The sequence below is a fragment of the Mycobacterium sp. genome, assembly GCF_965277065.1.
In the GTDB taxonomy this organism is placed as follows: domain Bacteria; phylum Actinomycetota; class Actinomycetes; order Mycobacteriales; family Mycobacteriaceae; genus Mycobacterium.
The window spans coordinates 1-14,738 of record NZ_CBDIBT010000007.1 but is presented as its reverse complement, the minus strand read 5'-3'; the positions used below and the strand labels follow the sequence as shown (position 1 = coordinate 14,738).

Here is a 14,738-nt window from a genome sequence, read left to right as displayed (position 1 = left end):
ACGCGGGGCGGTCGATCGGCTGGATGACCTCGTCGCGGTAGTTCGGGCCCAACGAGTCGGCCAAAGCCGAGGTCAGCACCTGGTCTGCCCGCTGCGCGGCCCAGGTCGTCGCCAACCGGTCGAGCGGCGCCACCCCGGACAGGGCATGACCCGTGACGACGTGCGGGGGGAACTCAGCGGAGAGCCAACCTGCCAGAAAGCGCGCCACCACGGGCGAGCCACGCAGCAACAGTGCGCCGGTGCGATACGCCTCGAGCGGCATCGCAGCGAGCTGCAGCATTTCGCTACGCGCCTGGGAACAGCGCGTCCTGACATCAATGGCTACGGTCATGCCTTTGCCGCTCCTCGTCGATGAGGTCCGTTGCGCACACGATTCCCGCAGCATTACTGTCCCCCGGGGCGTGTGGCAGGCCTCACACTAGACCAATTGCTATCCGCGCCAGCGCCATTTCGGGCGGCGTTGCGAGGTCAGGATTACCCGTTTCTCCAGTTGGCTACACTGACCTGGGCTTGAACTCCTCGGCCCCCGTAGCTCAGCTGGATAGAGCACATGACTTCTAATCTTGTGGTCGCAGGTTCGAATCCTGCCGGGGGTGCAGTGTCTGATTTCACGACATAGTTGGCAGCTGTCTCGCGACATAGTTGACACCTCAGCAGCGTGGGAGGTCAACCATGTCCAAGGCCCAGCTCGTCATCACTGCCGTGGTCATCGAAGGCCGCAGCAAAAGCGAGGTTGCCCGCGACTATGGCCTGTCGCGCTATTGGGTGCAGCAGCTGGTCAAACGCTACGAAGCCGAGGGTGCTGCGGCCTACGAACACCGGTCGCGACGACCCCATCACAATCCGCACGCCATCGACGCCGCAGTGGAAGAAACCATCATCCGGCTGCGTAAAACCCTGACCAAACAGGGCTATGACGCCGGGCGGCGACCATCGCCGAACATATGACCCGCGACCCGGCCATCGCCGAAGTCGCTGCGGTATCCACCATTTGGCGTGTACTGTCCCGGCGCGGGTTCATCGTCGCCCAGCCGCACAAACGGCCCCGATCGGCGTGGAAACGGTTCTGCGCCGCACAACCCAACGAACTCTGGCAAGCCGACGTCACCCACTGGCAGCTCGCCGATCACACTGGCGCTGAAATCCTCAACCTGCTCGACGACCACTCTCGCCTCGCCCTGGCCAGCACCGCCCGACCCAGCGTCACCGTGCCTCGATGTCACCGACACCTTCACCACCGCTTTCACCGCCTGGGGCACACCGGCATGCGTATTGACCGACAACGGAGCCATTTTCACCGCCACACCCCGGCGCGGGGGCCGCACCGCCCTACAGGTCATCCTGGGCGAACTCGGCGTCAAATACATCTCCAGCCGGCCCTATCACCCGCAGACCTGCGGCAAAGTCGAGCGATTCCACCAAACCCTGAAAAAACACCTGCGCGCCCAACCCCCGGCCGCCACCATCGCTGAGCTTCAACACCAACTCGACGCCTTCACCAACTACTACAACACCGAGCGTCCGCACCGCGCCATCAACAGACGAACACCGCTGCAGGCCTTCACCTCTCGACCCAAAGCATTCCCCACCGCCTACAAGATCGCGCCCCACTACCGAGTCCGCCACGACCGCATCGACGCCGCCGGCGTCATCACCATCCGCTACAACAGCCGCCTACACCACATCGGACTGAGCAAACGACGCCGCGGTACCCACGTCATCGTCTTGATCAACGACCGCGACATCAGAGTCCTCGACCACACCACCGGCCAACTCATCCGCAAACTCACCCTGGACCCCAGCCGCGACTACCAGCCACGCGGCGTCAAATGCGGAAACTCACCAGAAAACCGGATCAAGGTGTAAACCATGTCTCGGGACACCTGTCAACGATGTCCCGAGACATGACACTGCCGGGGGTGCAGCTCAGGTGCCAATGTGGCCGATAAGTCACCTGTGGCGCGTGTCGTCCAGCGGTGCGCCATATGCCGTCGCCCGGCCGATCTACGGAGGTCCCCGATGTCCCTGGTCTTGTTCGATGTCGCCGACCGTGTCGCGCTGATCACCGTCAACGACCCGGACCGCCGCAATGCCGTCACCAGCGACATGTCAACGCAGCTGCGCGCCGCCGTAGAACGCGCCGAGGCTGACGCCGACGTGCATGCGGTGGTCGTCACCGGTGCCGGCAAGGCGTTTTGTGCCGGAGCTGACCTCAGCGCCCTGGGCGGCGCCGCCGAGGAGGGATTGCGCCGGCTCTACGACGGCTTCATGGCCGTGGGCAAGTGCACGCTGCCGACGATCGCTGCCGTCAACGGCCCCGCCGTTGGTGCCGGACTGAACTTGGCGCTGGCTGCCGACGTGCGCATAGCGGGGCCAAACGCGTTGTTCGACAGCCGTTTCCAGAAGCTGGGGATTCATCCCGGCGGCGGCGCGACATGGATGCTGCACCGCGGAGTCGGACCGCAGGTGGCCCGCGCCGCGCTGCTGTTCGGCATGCGCTTCGACGCGGAATCCGCTGTGCGGCATGGCCTTGCGCTCAGCATCGCCGACGACCCGGTTGCCGCCGCACTGGAGTTGGCGGCCGGCCCGGCGGCTGCGCCGCGCGAGGTGGTGCTTGCCACCAAAGCCACCATGCGGGCTACCGCCAGCCCGGGTGCGTTCGATGTCGATCTGCACGAGCAGGCCAAGGACACCGAACTCGGGCCGCAGGCTCACTCGATCCAGTCACCAGAGTTCGCCGCGCGACTGGATGCGGCCAAAAGGAAGTAGGCGCTACCGGCCGGGCTGCTACGAGCCGGCTTCACCGGCCAGGTGCACGATCCGCTCGGCTCGCCGCAACACCGGTGCATCGACCATGCCGCCCCCGAACGCGAAGACGCCGCGTTCATCCACGGCTGCGGCGAGAACGTCGCGCGCCCATTGGATGTGCTTGGGCGACGGCGCATATCCGGCCCGGATCACCGGCACCTGACTCGGGTGGATGGCAACCTTGGCGTCGAAGCCCACCGCGACGGCGTCATCGACCTCGGCGCGTAGCCCGTCGAGGTCTTGGATATCAAGATAGACCGAATCCAGCGCGAGTCGACCGTAGGCCTTGGCCGCCAACAGCGACTGCGAACGGACATGGCGGGCAACCTCGCGATACGTCCCGTCCGGGTAGCGGTTGGCCGTACCGCCGAGCACCGCGAACAGATCCTCAGCCCCCCACATCACCGCGACGGCGTTGTCCACCTGGACGGTGTCCGTCACGATCAGCGCACCCTTCGGCGACTCGACAAGTACGATCACGTCCAGCGGCGCCAGCGCGCTGATCTGTTCGACTGCTTCACATTTCGGCAGCATCACGGTGTCGTACGGGGTTTGCGCGAGCGCTTCGAGATCGAGTTTCTGGTCGGCGGTGCCGAACTGGTTGACGCGCACCACGGTTCGGGCCGGATCCAGCTGGACGTCAACCAGTGCTTTGCGCGCGGCAGGCCGATCAGCGGGTGCACACCCGTCCTCGAGATCGAGGATCACGACATCGGCTGCCGCGACGGCCTTGTGGTAGCGCTCCGGACGATCGGCCGGGCAGAACAACCACGCCGGCCCGGGATTGCTGAGGCCCATCAGTCATCCCCACCGGCGGACTCGGGTGGCTGCATCCGCACCAAGGTCTTGCGGTTCGCGGTGGCGACCACCTCGTCGTGCTGGTTGCGCCCGGTGTGCGCGAACGTCACGATGCCCTCACCCGGACGACTTGCGGAGGCCCGCTTCTCGAGGATGACGGTTTCGGCGTACAGCGTGTCACCGTGGAAAAGCGGTTTGGGGAACGCGATGTCGGAGAAACCGAGATTGCCGACGATGGTGCCCTGGGTCAGTTGCGCGACCGAAAGGCCGACCAGCGTCGACAGGGTGAACATCGAGTTCACCAATCGCTGGTTGAACGGTGGTAGCGCATCGGAGAACGCGGCATCCAGATGCAGCGCTTGAGTATTCATCGTCAGCGTCGTGAACAATACATTGTCGGCCTCGGTGATCGTTCGGCCCGGACGATGCAGATACCGCACACCGGTTTCGAACTCCTCGAACCACAGGCCGCGCTGGACGACCGTCCGGACCGGCTGCTCGCCATTAGTCACAGGCTCACCGTTCCCGTCACGCGCTGGCGCTCGTTCCGCTCACTCGACTTCACAGTCCAACCTCGCGGGCGATCAACATCAGCTGCACCTCCGTGGTCCCCTCACCGATCTCGAGAATCTTGCTGTCCCGGTAATGCCGGGCCACGGTGAATTCATTCATGAACCCGTAGCCGCCGTGAACCTGGGTGGCGTCTCGGGCATTGTCCATCGCCGCTTCGCTGGCGACCAGCTTCGCGATCGCCGCCTGCTTCTTGAACGGCTTGCCAGCCAGCATCAGCGCCGCTGCGTCGTAGTAGGCGGTGCGGGCGGTGTGCGCGCGGGCCTCCATCCGGGCGATGGTGAACGCGATGGACTGATACCGCCCGATCGCTTGCCCAAATGCTTCGCGGTCGCGGGCGTACTTGACACTCTCGTCGACGCAGCCTTGCGCAACGCCGGTGGACAGCGCCGCGATCGCGATGCGGCCCTCGTCGAGGATGCGCAGGAAGTTGGCGTAGCCGCGGCCGCGCTCCCCCAGCATATTCGCCTCCGGGACCCGCACATCGTCGAAGCTCAGCGGGTGGGTGTCCGAGGCGTTCCAACCAACCTTGTCGTAGGCGGGCTCCACGGTGAATCCCTTGGTGGGCGCGGGAATCAGGATCGACGAGATCTCCTTCCTGCCATCTCGCTCACCGGTCACCGCGGTGACGGTGACCAGCTTGGTGATGTCGGTGCCGGAGTTGGTGATGAACTGCTTGGAGCCGTTGATCACCCAATGGCCGTCGTCGAGCTGCGCGGTGGTTTTCGTCGCACCGGCATCGGTGCCGCCACCCGGCTCGGTCAGACCGAACGCACCCAGTGCACGTCCACTGGCCAACTGCGGCAACCATTCCTGCTTCTGCGCTTCGCTGCCGAACCGGTAAACCGGCATCGCGCCCAGCGAAACCCCAGCCTCGAGGGTGATCGCCACACTCTGGTCGACCTTGCCCAGTTCTTCCAGCGCCAGGCACAGGGCGAAGTAGTCGCCGCCCATGCCGCCCCACTCCTCGGGGAACGGCAGGCCGAACAAGCCCATCTCGGCCATCCCGGCCACCACTTCGTAGGGGAAGGAGTGTTCGGCGTCGTGCTTTGCAGCTACCGGCGCGACCACGCTCTGAGCGAAGTCGCGGACCGTCTTGGCCAGCTGTTGATATTCGTCCGGGAGCGTCCCGGTCGACAGAAAATCACTCATCAGCGTTGTCCCCTGCCTTGATTCGGGCCAGCGGCTGGCCCACTTTCACCTGATCGCCAACGGCGACAAGAAGTTCGACGACACCGTCCACCGGCGCAGTCAGCGCGTGCTCCATCTTCATCGCTTCGACCGTGACCACGACGGTTCCTGCCGAAACCTCGGCACCGTCGTCCACGCCGACCGCGACGACCGCGCCGGGCATCGGGCTGATCAACTCGGCGTCCCCGCTGAGCTCTTCGTCTTCACGGACCGATGGCTCGCGGACCTCCTCGAGCACCGCGAAGACGCCGTCGCGGGCCAGCCAGATCTTGCTGTCCTGCGCTGCAACGGTATACGTGGCTCGCAGCCCGTCAAGAGTCACTGTCAGCCGGTCACCTACCAAAGCGGCTTGCAGCACACGAGATTCACCATCTTCGATGCGAACCTCGGCAGCGCCTGGGTCACCAACGACGTGCACGTGGTCGGTGCGGTCCCCGGCCCGCAGCCGAACGCTGACCGGCGCGCGGCGACCGATCCGCCACCCGGACGGCACCTCCCACAGGTCGGCACCCGCCTCAGCAAAACGTCGCAACCATCGGAACGCCGCTGCGGCGACGAACTGTTCATCGGAGGGCTCCGCCGCCACGAAGTCGCCGGCACGACGGTCCAGCAGTCCGGTGTCGAGCCGGCCCGCGACGACGTCAGGGTCGGTCAGCAGGAAACGAATGAACTCGATGTTGGTGACAACACCGAGCACCGCGGTGTCTGCCAGCGCCCGATCCAGGGTTCGCAGCGCCGCGGCCCGATCCGCGCCGTAGGCAATGACTTTGGCCAACATGGGATCGTAGTCGCTGGCGACAACCATCCCTGCCGACAGGCCCGAGTCGATCCGCACGCCGGCCGCGTTGGACTCCGTCACCGCCAGCACATCGCCGCCGGTGGGTAGAAAGCCGTGTGCTGGATCCTCCGCGTACACCCGCGCTTCAATCGCGTGACCCCGCAACGTGATATCGGCCTGGCCGACGGTCAGCTTCTCCCCTGCCGCGATCCGGACCTGCCACTCGACGAGATCCCATCCGGTCACCAATTCGGTGACGGGATGCTCGACCTGCAGCCGGGTGTTCATCTCCATGAAGAAGAACTCATGGGGCCGGTCGGCGGAGACGATGAACTCCACCGTGCCCGCGCCGGTGTACTCCACGCTGCGGGCGGTATCGCAGGCGGCGGCGCCGATCCGGGCGCGGGTCTCGGGATCGAGCAGCGGAGACGGAGCCTCCTCGATCACCTTTTGATGCCGGCGCTGCAGGCTGCACTCCCGCTCCCCGAAATGCACCACATTGCCGTGCGTATCGGCCAGCACCTGCACCTCGATATGCCTGGGGCGCAGCACAAACCGCTCCAGAAAGAGCGTGTCGTCACCGAATGCGGCAGCGGACTCACGACGAGCGCTGACCAGGGCGGCGGGCAGGTCTGCCGACTGCTCAACCATGTGCATGCCCTTGCCGCCGCCACCGGCGGAGGGTTTGACCAGGACCGGGTAACCGATGTCCTCGGCGGCCACGATCAGTTCCTCGTCGGTCAGGCCAGGCCGCGCGATGCCGGGCACCACCGGCACGCCGAAGGCCGACACGGTCCCCTTGGCGGCGATCTTGTCGCCCATGGTCTGGATGGCACCGACCGGCGGCCCGATGAACGCAATCCCGGCCGATGCCAGAGCAGCCGCGAAATCAGCATTCTCCGAGAGGAATCCGTAGCCGGGGTGGACCGCCTGAGCGCCGGTGCGCACGGCCGCGTCGACGATCGCGGCAACATTGAGATAGCTGTCTCGTGCCGCCGGCGGACCGATCACGATCGCGACGTCGGCCGCGGTGACGTGTCGCGCGTTGACGTCGGCGTCGCTGTAGACGGCCACCGATCGAATGCCCATCGCCTTGAGTGTGCGGATCACCCGAACGGCGATCTCACCCCGGTTCGCGACCAGAACGGTATGCAGGCCCATCGCGCTCACATCCGGAAGACGCCGTAGGACACCGGGTTGACCGGCGCGGTGGAAGTCACCGAAAGCGCGAGCCCAACAACCGTTCTGGTATCTGCCGGGTCGATGACACCATCGTCCCAGAGTCGCGCCGTCGAGTAGTACGGGTTGCCCTGATGTTCGTATTGGGCGCGGATCGGAGCTTTCAACGCTTCTTCCTCCTCGGCGGTCATCTCCCCACGCACCGTCGCGAGAACCGACGCCGCCTGCTCACCGCCCATCACGGAAATCCGCGCGTTCGGCCACATCCACAGAAAACGCGGCGAATACGCCCGCCCGCACATCGAATAGTTGCCTGCGCCGTAGGACCCACCGATCACCACGGTCAGCTTGGGCACCCGCGCGCAGGCCACCGCGGTGACCATCTTCGCGCCGTGTTTGGCGATGCCACCGGCTTCGTATTCACGGCCGACCATGAACCCGGAGATGTTCTGCAGGAACAACAGCGGCGCCATCCGCTTGTCGCACAGCTCGATGAAATGCGCTCCCTTGACCGCGGATTCAGAGAACAGCACCCCGTTGTTGGCCACGATGCCGACAGGGTGGCCGTGGATGCGGGCGAACCCGGTGATCAGGGTGGCGCCGTATTCGGCTTTGAATTCGGCGAATTCGCCGCCGTCGACGATCCGGTTGATCACGGTGTGCACGTCGTACGGAATTCTCGGATCGACCGGCACCACGTCGTAGAGCTCCGATTGATCGGCGATCGGGTCCACCGTCGGCTGCACATCCCAGATGGGTCGTTCGCGCGGCCCCAGCGTCGATACGATGCGCCGGACAATGCGCAACGCATCGCGGTCGTCCTGCGCGAGGTGGTCGGTGACACCGGAGGTCTTCGAATGCAGTTCTCCGCCACCGAGATCCTCGGCCGTGACCACCTCACCAGTAGCCGCCTTCACCAGCGGCGGGCCGCCCAGAAAGATGGTGCCCTGGTTGCGAACGATGATCGCTTCGTCGCTCATCGCCGGAACGTAGGCGCCGCCGGCGGTGCAGGATCCGAGCACGGCGGCGATCTGCGGGATGCCCTGCGCGCTGAGATTGGCCTGGTTGTAGAAGATCCGGCCGAAATGGTCGCGATCCGGGAAAACCTCGTCCTGACGCGGCAGGAACGCGCCACCGGAGTCGACCAGATAGATACAGGGCAGCCGGTTCTGCGCGGCGATCTCCTGGGCGCGCAGGTGCTTCTTGACCGTAATCGGGTAGTAGGTACCACCTTTGACCGTGGCGTCGTTGGCGACGATCATGCATTCCCGTCCGGAGATCCTGCCGATCCCGGTGATGATGCCGGCCCCTGGGCACTCGTCGTCATACATCCCGTCGGCGGCCAACGGCGCGATCTCGAGCAAGGGACTGCCGGCGTCGAGCAGCCCGTCGACGCGCATCCGCGGCAGCAGCTTGCCGCGGTCGACGTGGCGGGCGCGGGAGCGTTCCGAACCGCCCAGCGCGGCCGTCGCGAGCTTGCCGCGCAACTGCTCGACAAGAGCGGTATGCGCCGTGCGGTTCTCCGTCGGTGAGGTCATCGATTGCGCGCCAATTTCGGTTAATGGTCACTAACTCATGCTATGTTAGTGGCCGTTAACCGAACTGTCTAGGGAGGCTGGATGGCAGCGTCCGCCCCGGCCGAGCGTGGCGACCAGATCCCGGCACCGAACCCTCGCAGCCAGCGCAAGTCGGACCGCCGCCTGCAACTGCTGGCCGCCGCGGAGCGACTGTTCGCCGAACGCGGTTTCCTGGCGGTGCGGCTCGAAGACATCGGCGCGGCAACGGGTGTCAGCGGGCCCGCGATCTATCGGCACTTCCCCAACAAGGAGTCGCTGCTGGTCGAGCTGCTGGTCGGGATCAGCACCCGACTACTGGCCGGAGCGCGCGAGGTCCGCTCGCGAGAGTCGAACGCCGCCGCTGCGCTCGACGGCCTGATCGACTTTCACCTCGACTTCACCCTCGGTGAGCCCGACCTCATCCGGATCCAGGATCGCGACCTGACCTATCTGCCGGCTGCGGCCGAGCGCCAGGTGCGCCGGGCCCAGCGTCAATACGTCGAAGTGTGGGTGGGCGTCCTGCGCGAGCTCCAGCCCGGTCTCGCCGAGACCGACGCCAGGCTGATGGCGCACGCCGCATTCGGGTTGCTCAACTCCACCCCGCACAGCCTCAAGCCCGACAGCCCCGCACGGTCTCGTGCGGTGATGCGGGCGATGACCGTTGCCGCGCTGAGCGTCGGCGTAACGTCGTCATGACCAGCATCTTCACTGTTCATCAGACGTTTCGGCACCGACGGTTGCACTGCAGGTACCCTGCAGAAATGAGGTGGGCATGAGCGATCGACGTCATCCCGACGACACCCGTTCGATCCAAGAGCGGAACGAGCAAACCCAACGGTTGCACCAGGCTTACCGGCCGCACGTCGACCCCGCCTACAGCGGCCAGCCGTCTTACCCGCCGCCGTACTACTCCGGCTCGTCGCACGATCCGAACTCGGCAAACCCCACGGACAAGCTGCCGCAGTACTGGCTGCAGGGCCAGCCTCCGCCGGATCAGGCGCCGCTGGACCCCGAGCCGGGAAAACCGAAGGCGCCGCGCTGGCTGTGGGTTGCCGCCGCCGCGGCGGTGGTGCTGGTCACCGCGTTGCTGATCTCGTTGGTGATCGCCAATGGCACGGCCCGCAAGCAGACGGCCGTGCCCGCGCTGCCGTCGACGCCGAGTTCACCGAGGCCTGTCCCGGTCGTACCGCATTCGCCGTCACATTCGGGCCGCCCGCCCGAGGCGGGCCCGACCGAGCCCGGCCAGCCCGCTGATCCGAGCACCATGCAGACCGTGGTCTACAACGTCAGCGGCGACGGCCGCGCCATCAGCATCACTTACGTGGACACCGACGGCATGATGCAGACCGAGTTCAACGTCGGGCTGCCGTGGAGTAAGGAAGTCAGCCTGCCCGAGTCCGGCAGCAGGACGCCCAACGTCACCATCGTGAACATCGGGCACGACGTCACCTGCTCGGTGACCGTCGACGGGGTCGAGATCAACCAGCGCAGCGGCGCCGGCCTGACGATCTGCAACGGCAACGGCTAAACCCGGCGCGGGACACGCACCATCAGCAGACCCAGCAGTCCGACGCCCATGACCAGGCACAGCCCACCCATCCCGGCCCGGACCGCCCCGAACACGTCGACAAACAACGAGAACAGCCACGGCGCCACGAACGACACCGCACGCCCGGTCATCGTGTAAAGGCCGAAGGCGACGCCTTCTTTTCCCTCGCTGGACATCCGCAGCAGCAGCGTCCGCGCCGACGCCTGCGCGGGCCCGATGAACAGGCAGAGCAGCAGCCCGGTGGCCCAGAAAGCGTGCGGACCGGACAACGCCACCATCGCCAGCCCGGCCGCGATGATGCTGGCCAGCGAGCCGATGATGACGGGCTTGGACCCGATCCAGTCGTCCAGGAAACCACCGAATACGGCGCCGAGGGCGGCCACCACGCTGGCGGCCACTCCGAAGATCAGCACATCGTCCGGCGAGATTCCGTAGGCGTTGACGCCGAGCACGCCGCCGAAGGTGAACACACCGGCCAGGCCGTCCCGAAAAACCGCCGCGGCCAACAGGTAATAGACCAGGTTGCGATCTCGGCGCCACTCGCTGAACAGGTCCGTCCAGAGCCTGCGATAGCCACCCAGGGCGCTTTGGGCGGGCCCGTCGGCCTCCGCCGGCGCCGGCAGCCTGGGCGCGGTCAACAGCAGTGGAGCCGCGAACAGCACCAGCCAGCCGGCCGCCACCAGCATCGCGATCCGCACATTCATGCCGTCGCCGACCGACAGGTGCAGGAACCCGCGGGTGGGGCCTTTCCCGTCGATGCAACCGAGATAGATAAGCAGCAACAGGCCGACGCTGCCGACGAAGGCCGCCGCCAGGCCGAACCCGGAGATCCGCCCGGAGTTCTGCGGCGTCGCGAGCTGTCGCAGCATCGCGTTGTACGGAACGCTGGCCAGATCGCCGCACGCCGCACCGACCGCGAGCAGCGCCAACCCCGCCCACAGATATTCGGGGCGCTCGCGGATCAGGCTCATCGTGCTGACCAGCCCGACCACCAACCCGGTCAGCACGGTCAGGGTCAAGTGTCGCCGGCGGGGGTTCTCGACCCAGACGCCGATCACCGGGGCCAGCACGGCGATCGCCAACCCGGCGATTGCCAGCGCCCGACCCAGCCAACTCGCCGGCGTGACCCCACCCTGCAAGCCTTTCCCGACGGCGCCGGTCAGATACACCGAGAACACGAATGTCACCACGACCGCGCTCACGCCGGCGGAGCCGGTGTCCCACAGCGCCCACGCCACCGCTTGAGACCGCGTGGAGCCGCGCGAAACGTCACTGATGGATTCAGACATCGTGGGTCTGTCTACCATTGCCGCATGCCGGTACCCGCCCCCAGTCCCGACGCTCGTGCAGTTGTCACCGGAGCTTCGCAGAACATTGGCGAAGCACTGGCCACCGAATTGGCAGCGCGCGGTCACAGCCTGATCATCACCGCTCGCCGCGAGGATCTGCTCACCGCGCTCGCCGGCAACCTGACCGAAAAATACGGCGTCACCGTCGAAGTGCGCCCGGCCGACCTGGCCGACCCCGCCGACCGCGCCAAGCTGGTCGACGAACTGGCCACCCGGGAGATCTCGATCCTGTGCGCCAACGCCGGCACCGCGACCTTCGGGTCAGTGTCAGCACTGGACGCCGCGCTGGAGCGAGCTCAGGTGCAATTGAATGCAGTCGCGGTGCACGACCTGGTGTTGGCGGTGCTGCCGGGAATGATCGAGCGCAAAGCAGGCGGCATTCTGATTTCCGGTTCGGCAGCGGGCAATTCGCCGATCCCGTACAACGCGACCTACGCGGCGACCAAGGCGTTCGCGAACACCTTCAGCGAGTCGTTGCGCGGCGAACTACGCAAAACCGGTGTGCACGTGACGGTGTTGGCCCCGGGTCCGGTGCGTACCGACCTGCCCGAAGCGTCGGAGGCCTCGATCGTCGAGAAGCTGGTGCCGGACTTCTTGTGGATCTCCACCGAGTACACCGCGAAGAAGTCGCTGGATGCGTTGGCGCGCAACAAGATGCGTGTGGTACCCGGCGTGACGTCCAAGGCCATGTCGGTGGCCAGCCAGTACGCACCACGTGCGATCGTCGCCCCGATCGTCGGGAGCTTCTACAAGAAGATGGGCACCTGACCTAGCGACGGCGTTTGGTGCCACCGCCGAACATGTTGCGGATGAGTTCGGTACCCAGTGCCTTGAGGAAGGTCTGGAAGCCGCGGCTGTTGACGAATCGGCTGAACCAGCCGGGCTTCTTGGCGGCCTCGGGCGCGTTCTTCGATCCCGCCACCGCGGGCTGATCGGCTGGGGCCTTGGCTTTTTCGGCTTCGATCTTCTCGTAAGCGGATGGCGAATCGACCGTCTTGCCGTATTTCTGTTGCAGTGGGCTGGATTTGGCTGCGTCCTCTATCGCTTTGTCGCCGATGGCGGCCATCAGCGAACGCGGTGAGCGCAGCCTGGTCCAGGCGACTGGTGTTGGCGCACCCCGCTCAGACAGCACAGTCACGATCGCCTCGCCGATGCCCAGCGACGTGAGCGCCGAGGCGAGGTCGTAGACGTCCGTCTTCGGGTAGGTGCGGACGGTCCTGGTCAATGCCTTCTGGTCATCGGGGGTGAACGCCCGCAGCGCGTGCTGGATGCGCGCACCCAGTTGCGACAGAACGGCATTGGGAATGTCGGTGGGCAACTGGGTGCAGAAGAACACGCCGACGCCGCGAGAGCGGATCAGCTTCACGGTCTGCTCCACCTGGTCCAGGAATGCCTTCGACGCGTCGGCGAACAGCAGGTGCGCCTCGTCGAAGAAGAAAACCAGCTTGGGTTTGTCGATGTCGCCGACCTCGGGGAGCGACCTGAAGAGCGTGGACAGGATCCACATCAAGAAGGTGGAGAACAGCACCGGGCGGGCGGCTTGGTCGCCCAGTTCGAGCAGCCAGATCGTTGCGGGAGTTTTGCTGTCGCTATTGAGCAATACGTTGGGATCGAGTTCCGGCTCACCGAAAAAGGTATCGCCGCCTTCGCCTTCCAGATTGACGAGGGCGCGCAAGATGACCCCAGCCGTCTGAGCTGAAACCCCGCCCAGGTCCTTGAGATCGGCCTTGCCCTCGTCGCTGGTGAGGTGGCTGATCACCGCACGCAGGTCAGCCAAATTGAACAGCTCGTACTGCTTCGACTCGGCCCAGTGGAAGATCAGACCGAGCGTCGATTCTTGAGTACTGTTCAGGCCCAAAACTTTTGACAGGAGGATCGGCCCGAAGCTGGCGATCGTGGCCCGAACCGGAATACCAATACCCTTCGTGCCCAGCGACAGAAACTCCACCGGGAAGCCACTCGGGGACCAGTCGTCGCCGGTGTCCTTCGCGCGTGCGGCGATCCTGTCGCTGCTCTCACCGGGCTTCGACAAACCGGACAGGTCGCCCTTGACGTCGGCCATCAGCACGGGCACGCCCGCCGCCGAGAGCTGCTCGGCGATCACCTGCAGCGTCTTTGTCTTGCCGGTACCGGTGGCGCCGGCCACCAGGCCGTGCCGGTTGATGGTGGCCAGCGGAATGCCGATCTGCGCGGTCGGGTCAGCCTTATCGTCGACGACCACCGTGCCCAACTCCAAGGCCTGGCCCTGGACGGCGTAGCCCTTAGCGATCTGCTGTGCCGGAGTCTCTGTCGATTCACTGCTCACTAAGCCGCTGCCTCTCCCCTAGAAGTCGTGGTCGGTGACAACCCACGACCTTACTTGCTAAAGACCCGCTCAGCCGGGGTGGCTGCGGGCAGCCAGGCAACTTTGCCTACTGTGAATGCCGTGCGGGACGAACTGGTGTGGATCGACTGTGAGATGACCGGGCTGGACCTGGGCTCGGACAAGTTGATCGAGATCGCCGTCCTGGTGACCGACAGCGAACTGAACGTTCTCGGCGACGGCCTGGACGTCGTGATTCACGCTGACGACTCGGCGCTGAACTCGATGGTCGACGTCGTGACCGAGATGCACACCCGCTCCGGGCTCATCGAGGAGGTCCGGGCGTCCTCCGTGGACCTCGCGACCGCTGAAGCTGCGGCGCTCGATTACATCCGTCAACACGTCAAGCAGGCCAAAACGGCGCCGCTGGCAGGAAACTCGATCGCTACCGACCGTGGCTTCATCGCACGCGACATGCCCGCCCTGGACTCGTTTCTGCACTATCGGATGATCGATGTGAGCTCGATCAAAGAACTGTGCCGCCGCTGGTATCCGCGGATCTACTACGGCCAGCCCGCCAAAGGCCTGGCGCACCGCGCCCTGGCCGATATCCACGAGTCCATTCGCGAGTTGCAGTATTACCGGGGCACCGCGTTCG

General features: G+C 65.7%; 14 protein-coding genes, 1 tRNA gene and 1 pseudogene. 8 read left to right on the top strand and 8 right to left on the bottom strand.

What is annotated here, in order from left to right; all coding sequences use genetic code 11:
• A pseudogene (locus ACQY5A_RS01095) lies at positions 1-331 on the bottom strand (alpha/beta hydrolase); the annotation flags it as partial.
• 191 nt (positions 332-522) lie between these two features.
• On the opposite strand from ACQY5A_RS01095, the gene ACQY5A_RS01090 reads away from it, so the two are divergent.
• The 4 genes from ACQY5A_RS01090 to ACQY5A_RS01075 all read left to right on the top strand — a co-directional run bounded on the left by ACQY5A_RS01090 (position 523) and on the right by ACQY5A_RS01075 (position 2,769).
• A tRNA-Arg gene (locus tag ACQY5A_RS01090) sits at positions 523-596 on the top strand.
• Positions 597-672: 76 nt separating this feature from the next.
• Positions 673-948: a helix-turn-helix domain-containing protein gene (locus tag ACQY5A_RS01085; protein WP_428338528.1), complete on the top strand. Its 276-nt coding sequence runs from the start codon at positions 673-675 to the stop codon at positions 946-948.
• Between the two features lie 324 nt (positions 949-1,272).
• The gene (locus ACQY5A_RS01080; protein WP_428338526.1) at positions 1,273-1,866 is read left to right on the top strand and encodes an integrase core domain-containing protein; all 594 of its coding nucleotides are present in this window, start codon (positions 1,273-1,275) and stop codon (positions 1,864-1,866) included.
• Between the two features lie 153 nt (positions 1,867-2,019).
• The gene (locus tag ACQY5A_RS01075; RefSeq protein ID WP_428338525.1) at positions 2,020-2,769 is read left to right on the top strand and encodes an enoyl-CoA hydratase; all 750 of its coding nucleotides are present in this window, start codon (positions 2,020-2,022) and stop codon (positions 2,767-2,769) included.
• 18 nt (positions 2,770-2,787) lie between these two features.
• On the opposite strand, the gene ACQY5A_RS01070 is transcribed toward ACQY5A_RS01075, so the two are convergent.
• The 5 genes from ACQY5A_RS01070 to ACQY5A_RS01050 are packed head-to-tail and all read right to left on the bottom strand — an operon-like array spanning position 2,788 to position 8,862.
• Entirely contained in the window at positions 2,788-3,606 is an 819-nt protein-coding gene (locus ACQY5A_RS01070; protein ID WP_428338524.1) for an HpcH/HpaI aldolase/citrate lyase family protein, read from the bottom strand.
• Positions 3,606-4,118 carry a MaoC family dehydratase gene (locus tag ACQY5A_RS01065; protein ID WP_428338523.1) on the bottom strand — a complete coding sequence of 171 codons (513 nt, stop codon included), beginning with the start codon at positions 4,116-4,118 and terminating at the stop codon, positions 3,606-3,608. Before ACQY5A_RS01065 ends, ACQY5A_RS01070 begins: the two co-directional genes overlap by 1 nt.
• Positions 4,119-4,167: 49 nt before the next feature.
• Positions 4,168-5,328 carry an acyl-CoA dehydrogenase family protein gene (locus ACQY5A_RS01060; RefSeq protein WP_428338522.1) on the bottom strand — a complete coding sequence of 387 codons (1,161 nt, stop codon included), beginning with the start codon at positions 5,326-5,328 and terminating at the stop codon, positions 4,168-4,170.
• Positions 5,321-7,306 (bottom strand): biotin carboxylase N-terminal domain-containing protein, encoded by a 1,986-nt coding sequence (locus tag ACQY5A_RS01055; RefSeq protein ID WP_428338521.1) that lies wholly within the window; start codon positions 7,304-7,306, stop codon positions 5,321-5,323. The genes ACQY5A_RS01060 and ACQY5A_RS01055 overlap by 8 nt, the downstream gene beginning before the upstream one ends.
• Positions 7,307-7,311: 5 nt before the next feature.
• Complete coding sequence (locus ACQY5A_RS01050) at positions 7,312-8,862, bottom strand: carboxyl transferase domain-containing protein (RefSeq protein WP_428338520.1); 1,551 nt, start codon at positions 8,860-8,862, stop codon at positions 7,312-7,314.
• Between the two features lie 81 nt (positions 8,863-8,943).
• On the opposite strand from ACQY5A_RS01050, the gene ACQY5A_RS01045 reads away from it, so the two are divergent.
• Together ACQY5A_RS01045 and ACQY5A_RS01040 are read left to right on the top strand one after the other, a co-directional pair.
• Positions 8,944-9,576: an SACE_7040 family transcriptional regulator gene (locus ACQY5A_RS01045; RefSeq protein WP_428338519.1), complete on the top strand. Its 633-nt coding sequence runs from the start codon at positions 8,944-8,946 to the stop codon at positions 9,574-9,576.
• Between the two features lie 76 nt (positions 9,577-9,652).
• Positions 9,653-10,408, top strand: coding sequence for an MmpS family transport accessory protein (locus ACQY5A_RS01040; protein WP_428338518.1), 756 nt, complete (start codon positions 9,653-9,655; stop codon positions 10,406-10,408).
• On the opposite strand, the gene ACQY5A_RS01035 is transcribed toward ACQY5A_RS01040, so the two are convergent.
• Complete coding sequence (locus ACQY5A_RS01035) at positions 10,405-11,718, bottom strand: MFS transporter (protein ID WP_428338517.1); 1,314 nt, start codon at positions 11,716-11,718, stop codon at positions 10,405-10,407. The two genes, ACQY5A_RS01040 and ACQY5A_RS01035, sit on opposite strands and share 4 nt — an antisense overlap.
• 24 nt (positions 11,719-11,742) lie before the next feature.
• Here ACQY5A_RS01035 and cmrA point away from each other — a divergent pair, with 24 nt between their 5' ends.
• On the top strand, positions 11,743-12,546 hold the full coding sequence (gene cmrA, locus ACQY5A_RS01030; protein WP_428338516.1) for a mycolate reductase: 804 nt from the start codon (positions 11,743-11,745) through the stop codon (positions 12,544-12,546).
• Between the two features lies 1 nt (position 12,547).
• On the opposite strand, the gene ACQY5A_RS01025 is transcribed toward cmrA, so the two are convergent.
• Positions 12,548-14,083, bottom strand: coding sequence for a helicase HerA-like domain-containing protein (locus ACQY5A_RS01025; protein ID WP_428338515.1), 1,536 nt, complete (start codon positions 14,081-14,083; stop codon positions 12,548-12,550).
• 120 nt (positions 14,084-14,203) lie between these two features.
• Between ACQY5A_RS01025 and orn the strand changes: the two genes are divergently transcribed.
• A partial coding sequence (orn, locus tag ACQY5A_RS01020) for an oligoribonuclease (RefSeq protein ID WP_428338514.1) occupies positions 14,204-14,738 on the top strand: 535 nt, incomplete at its 3' end.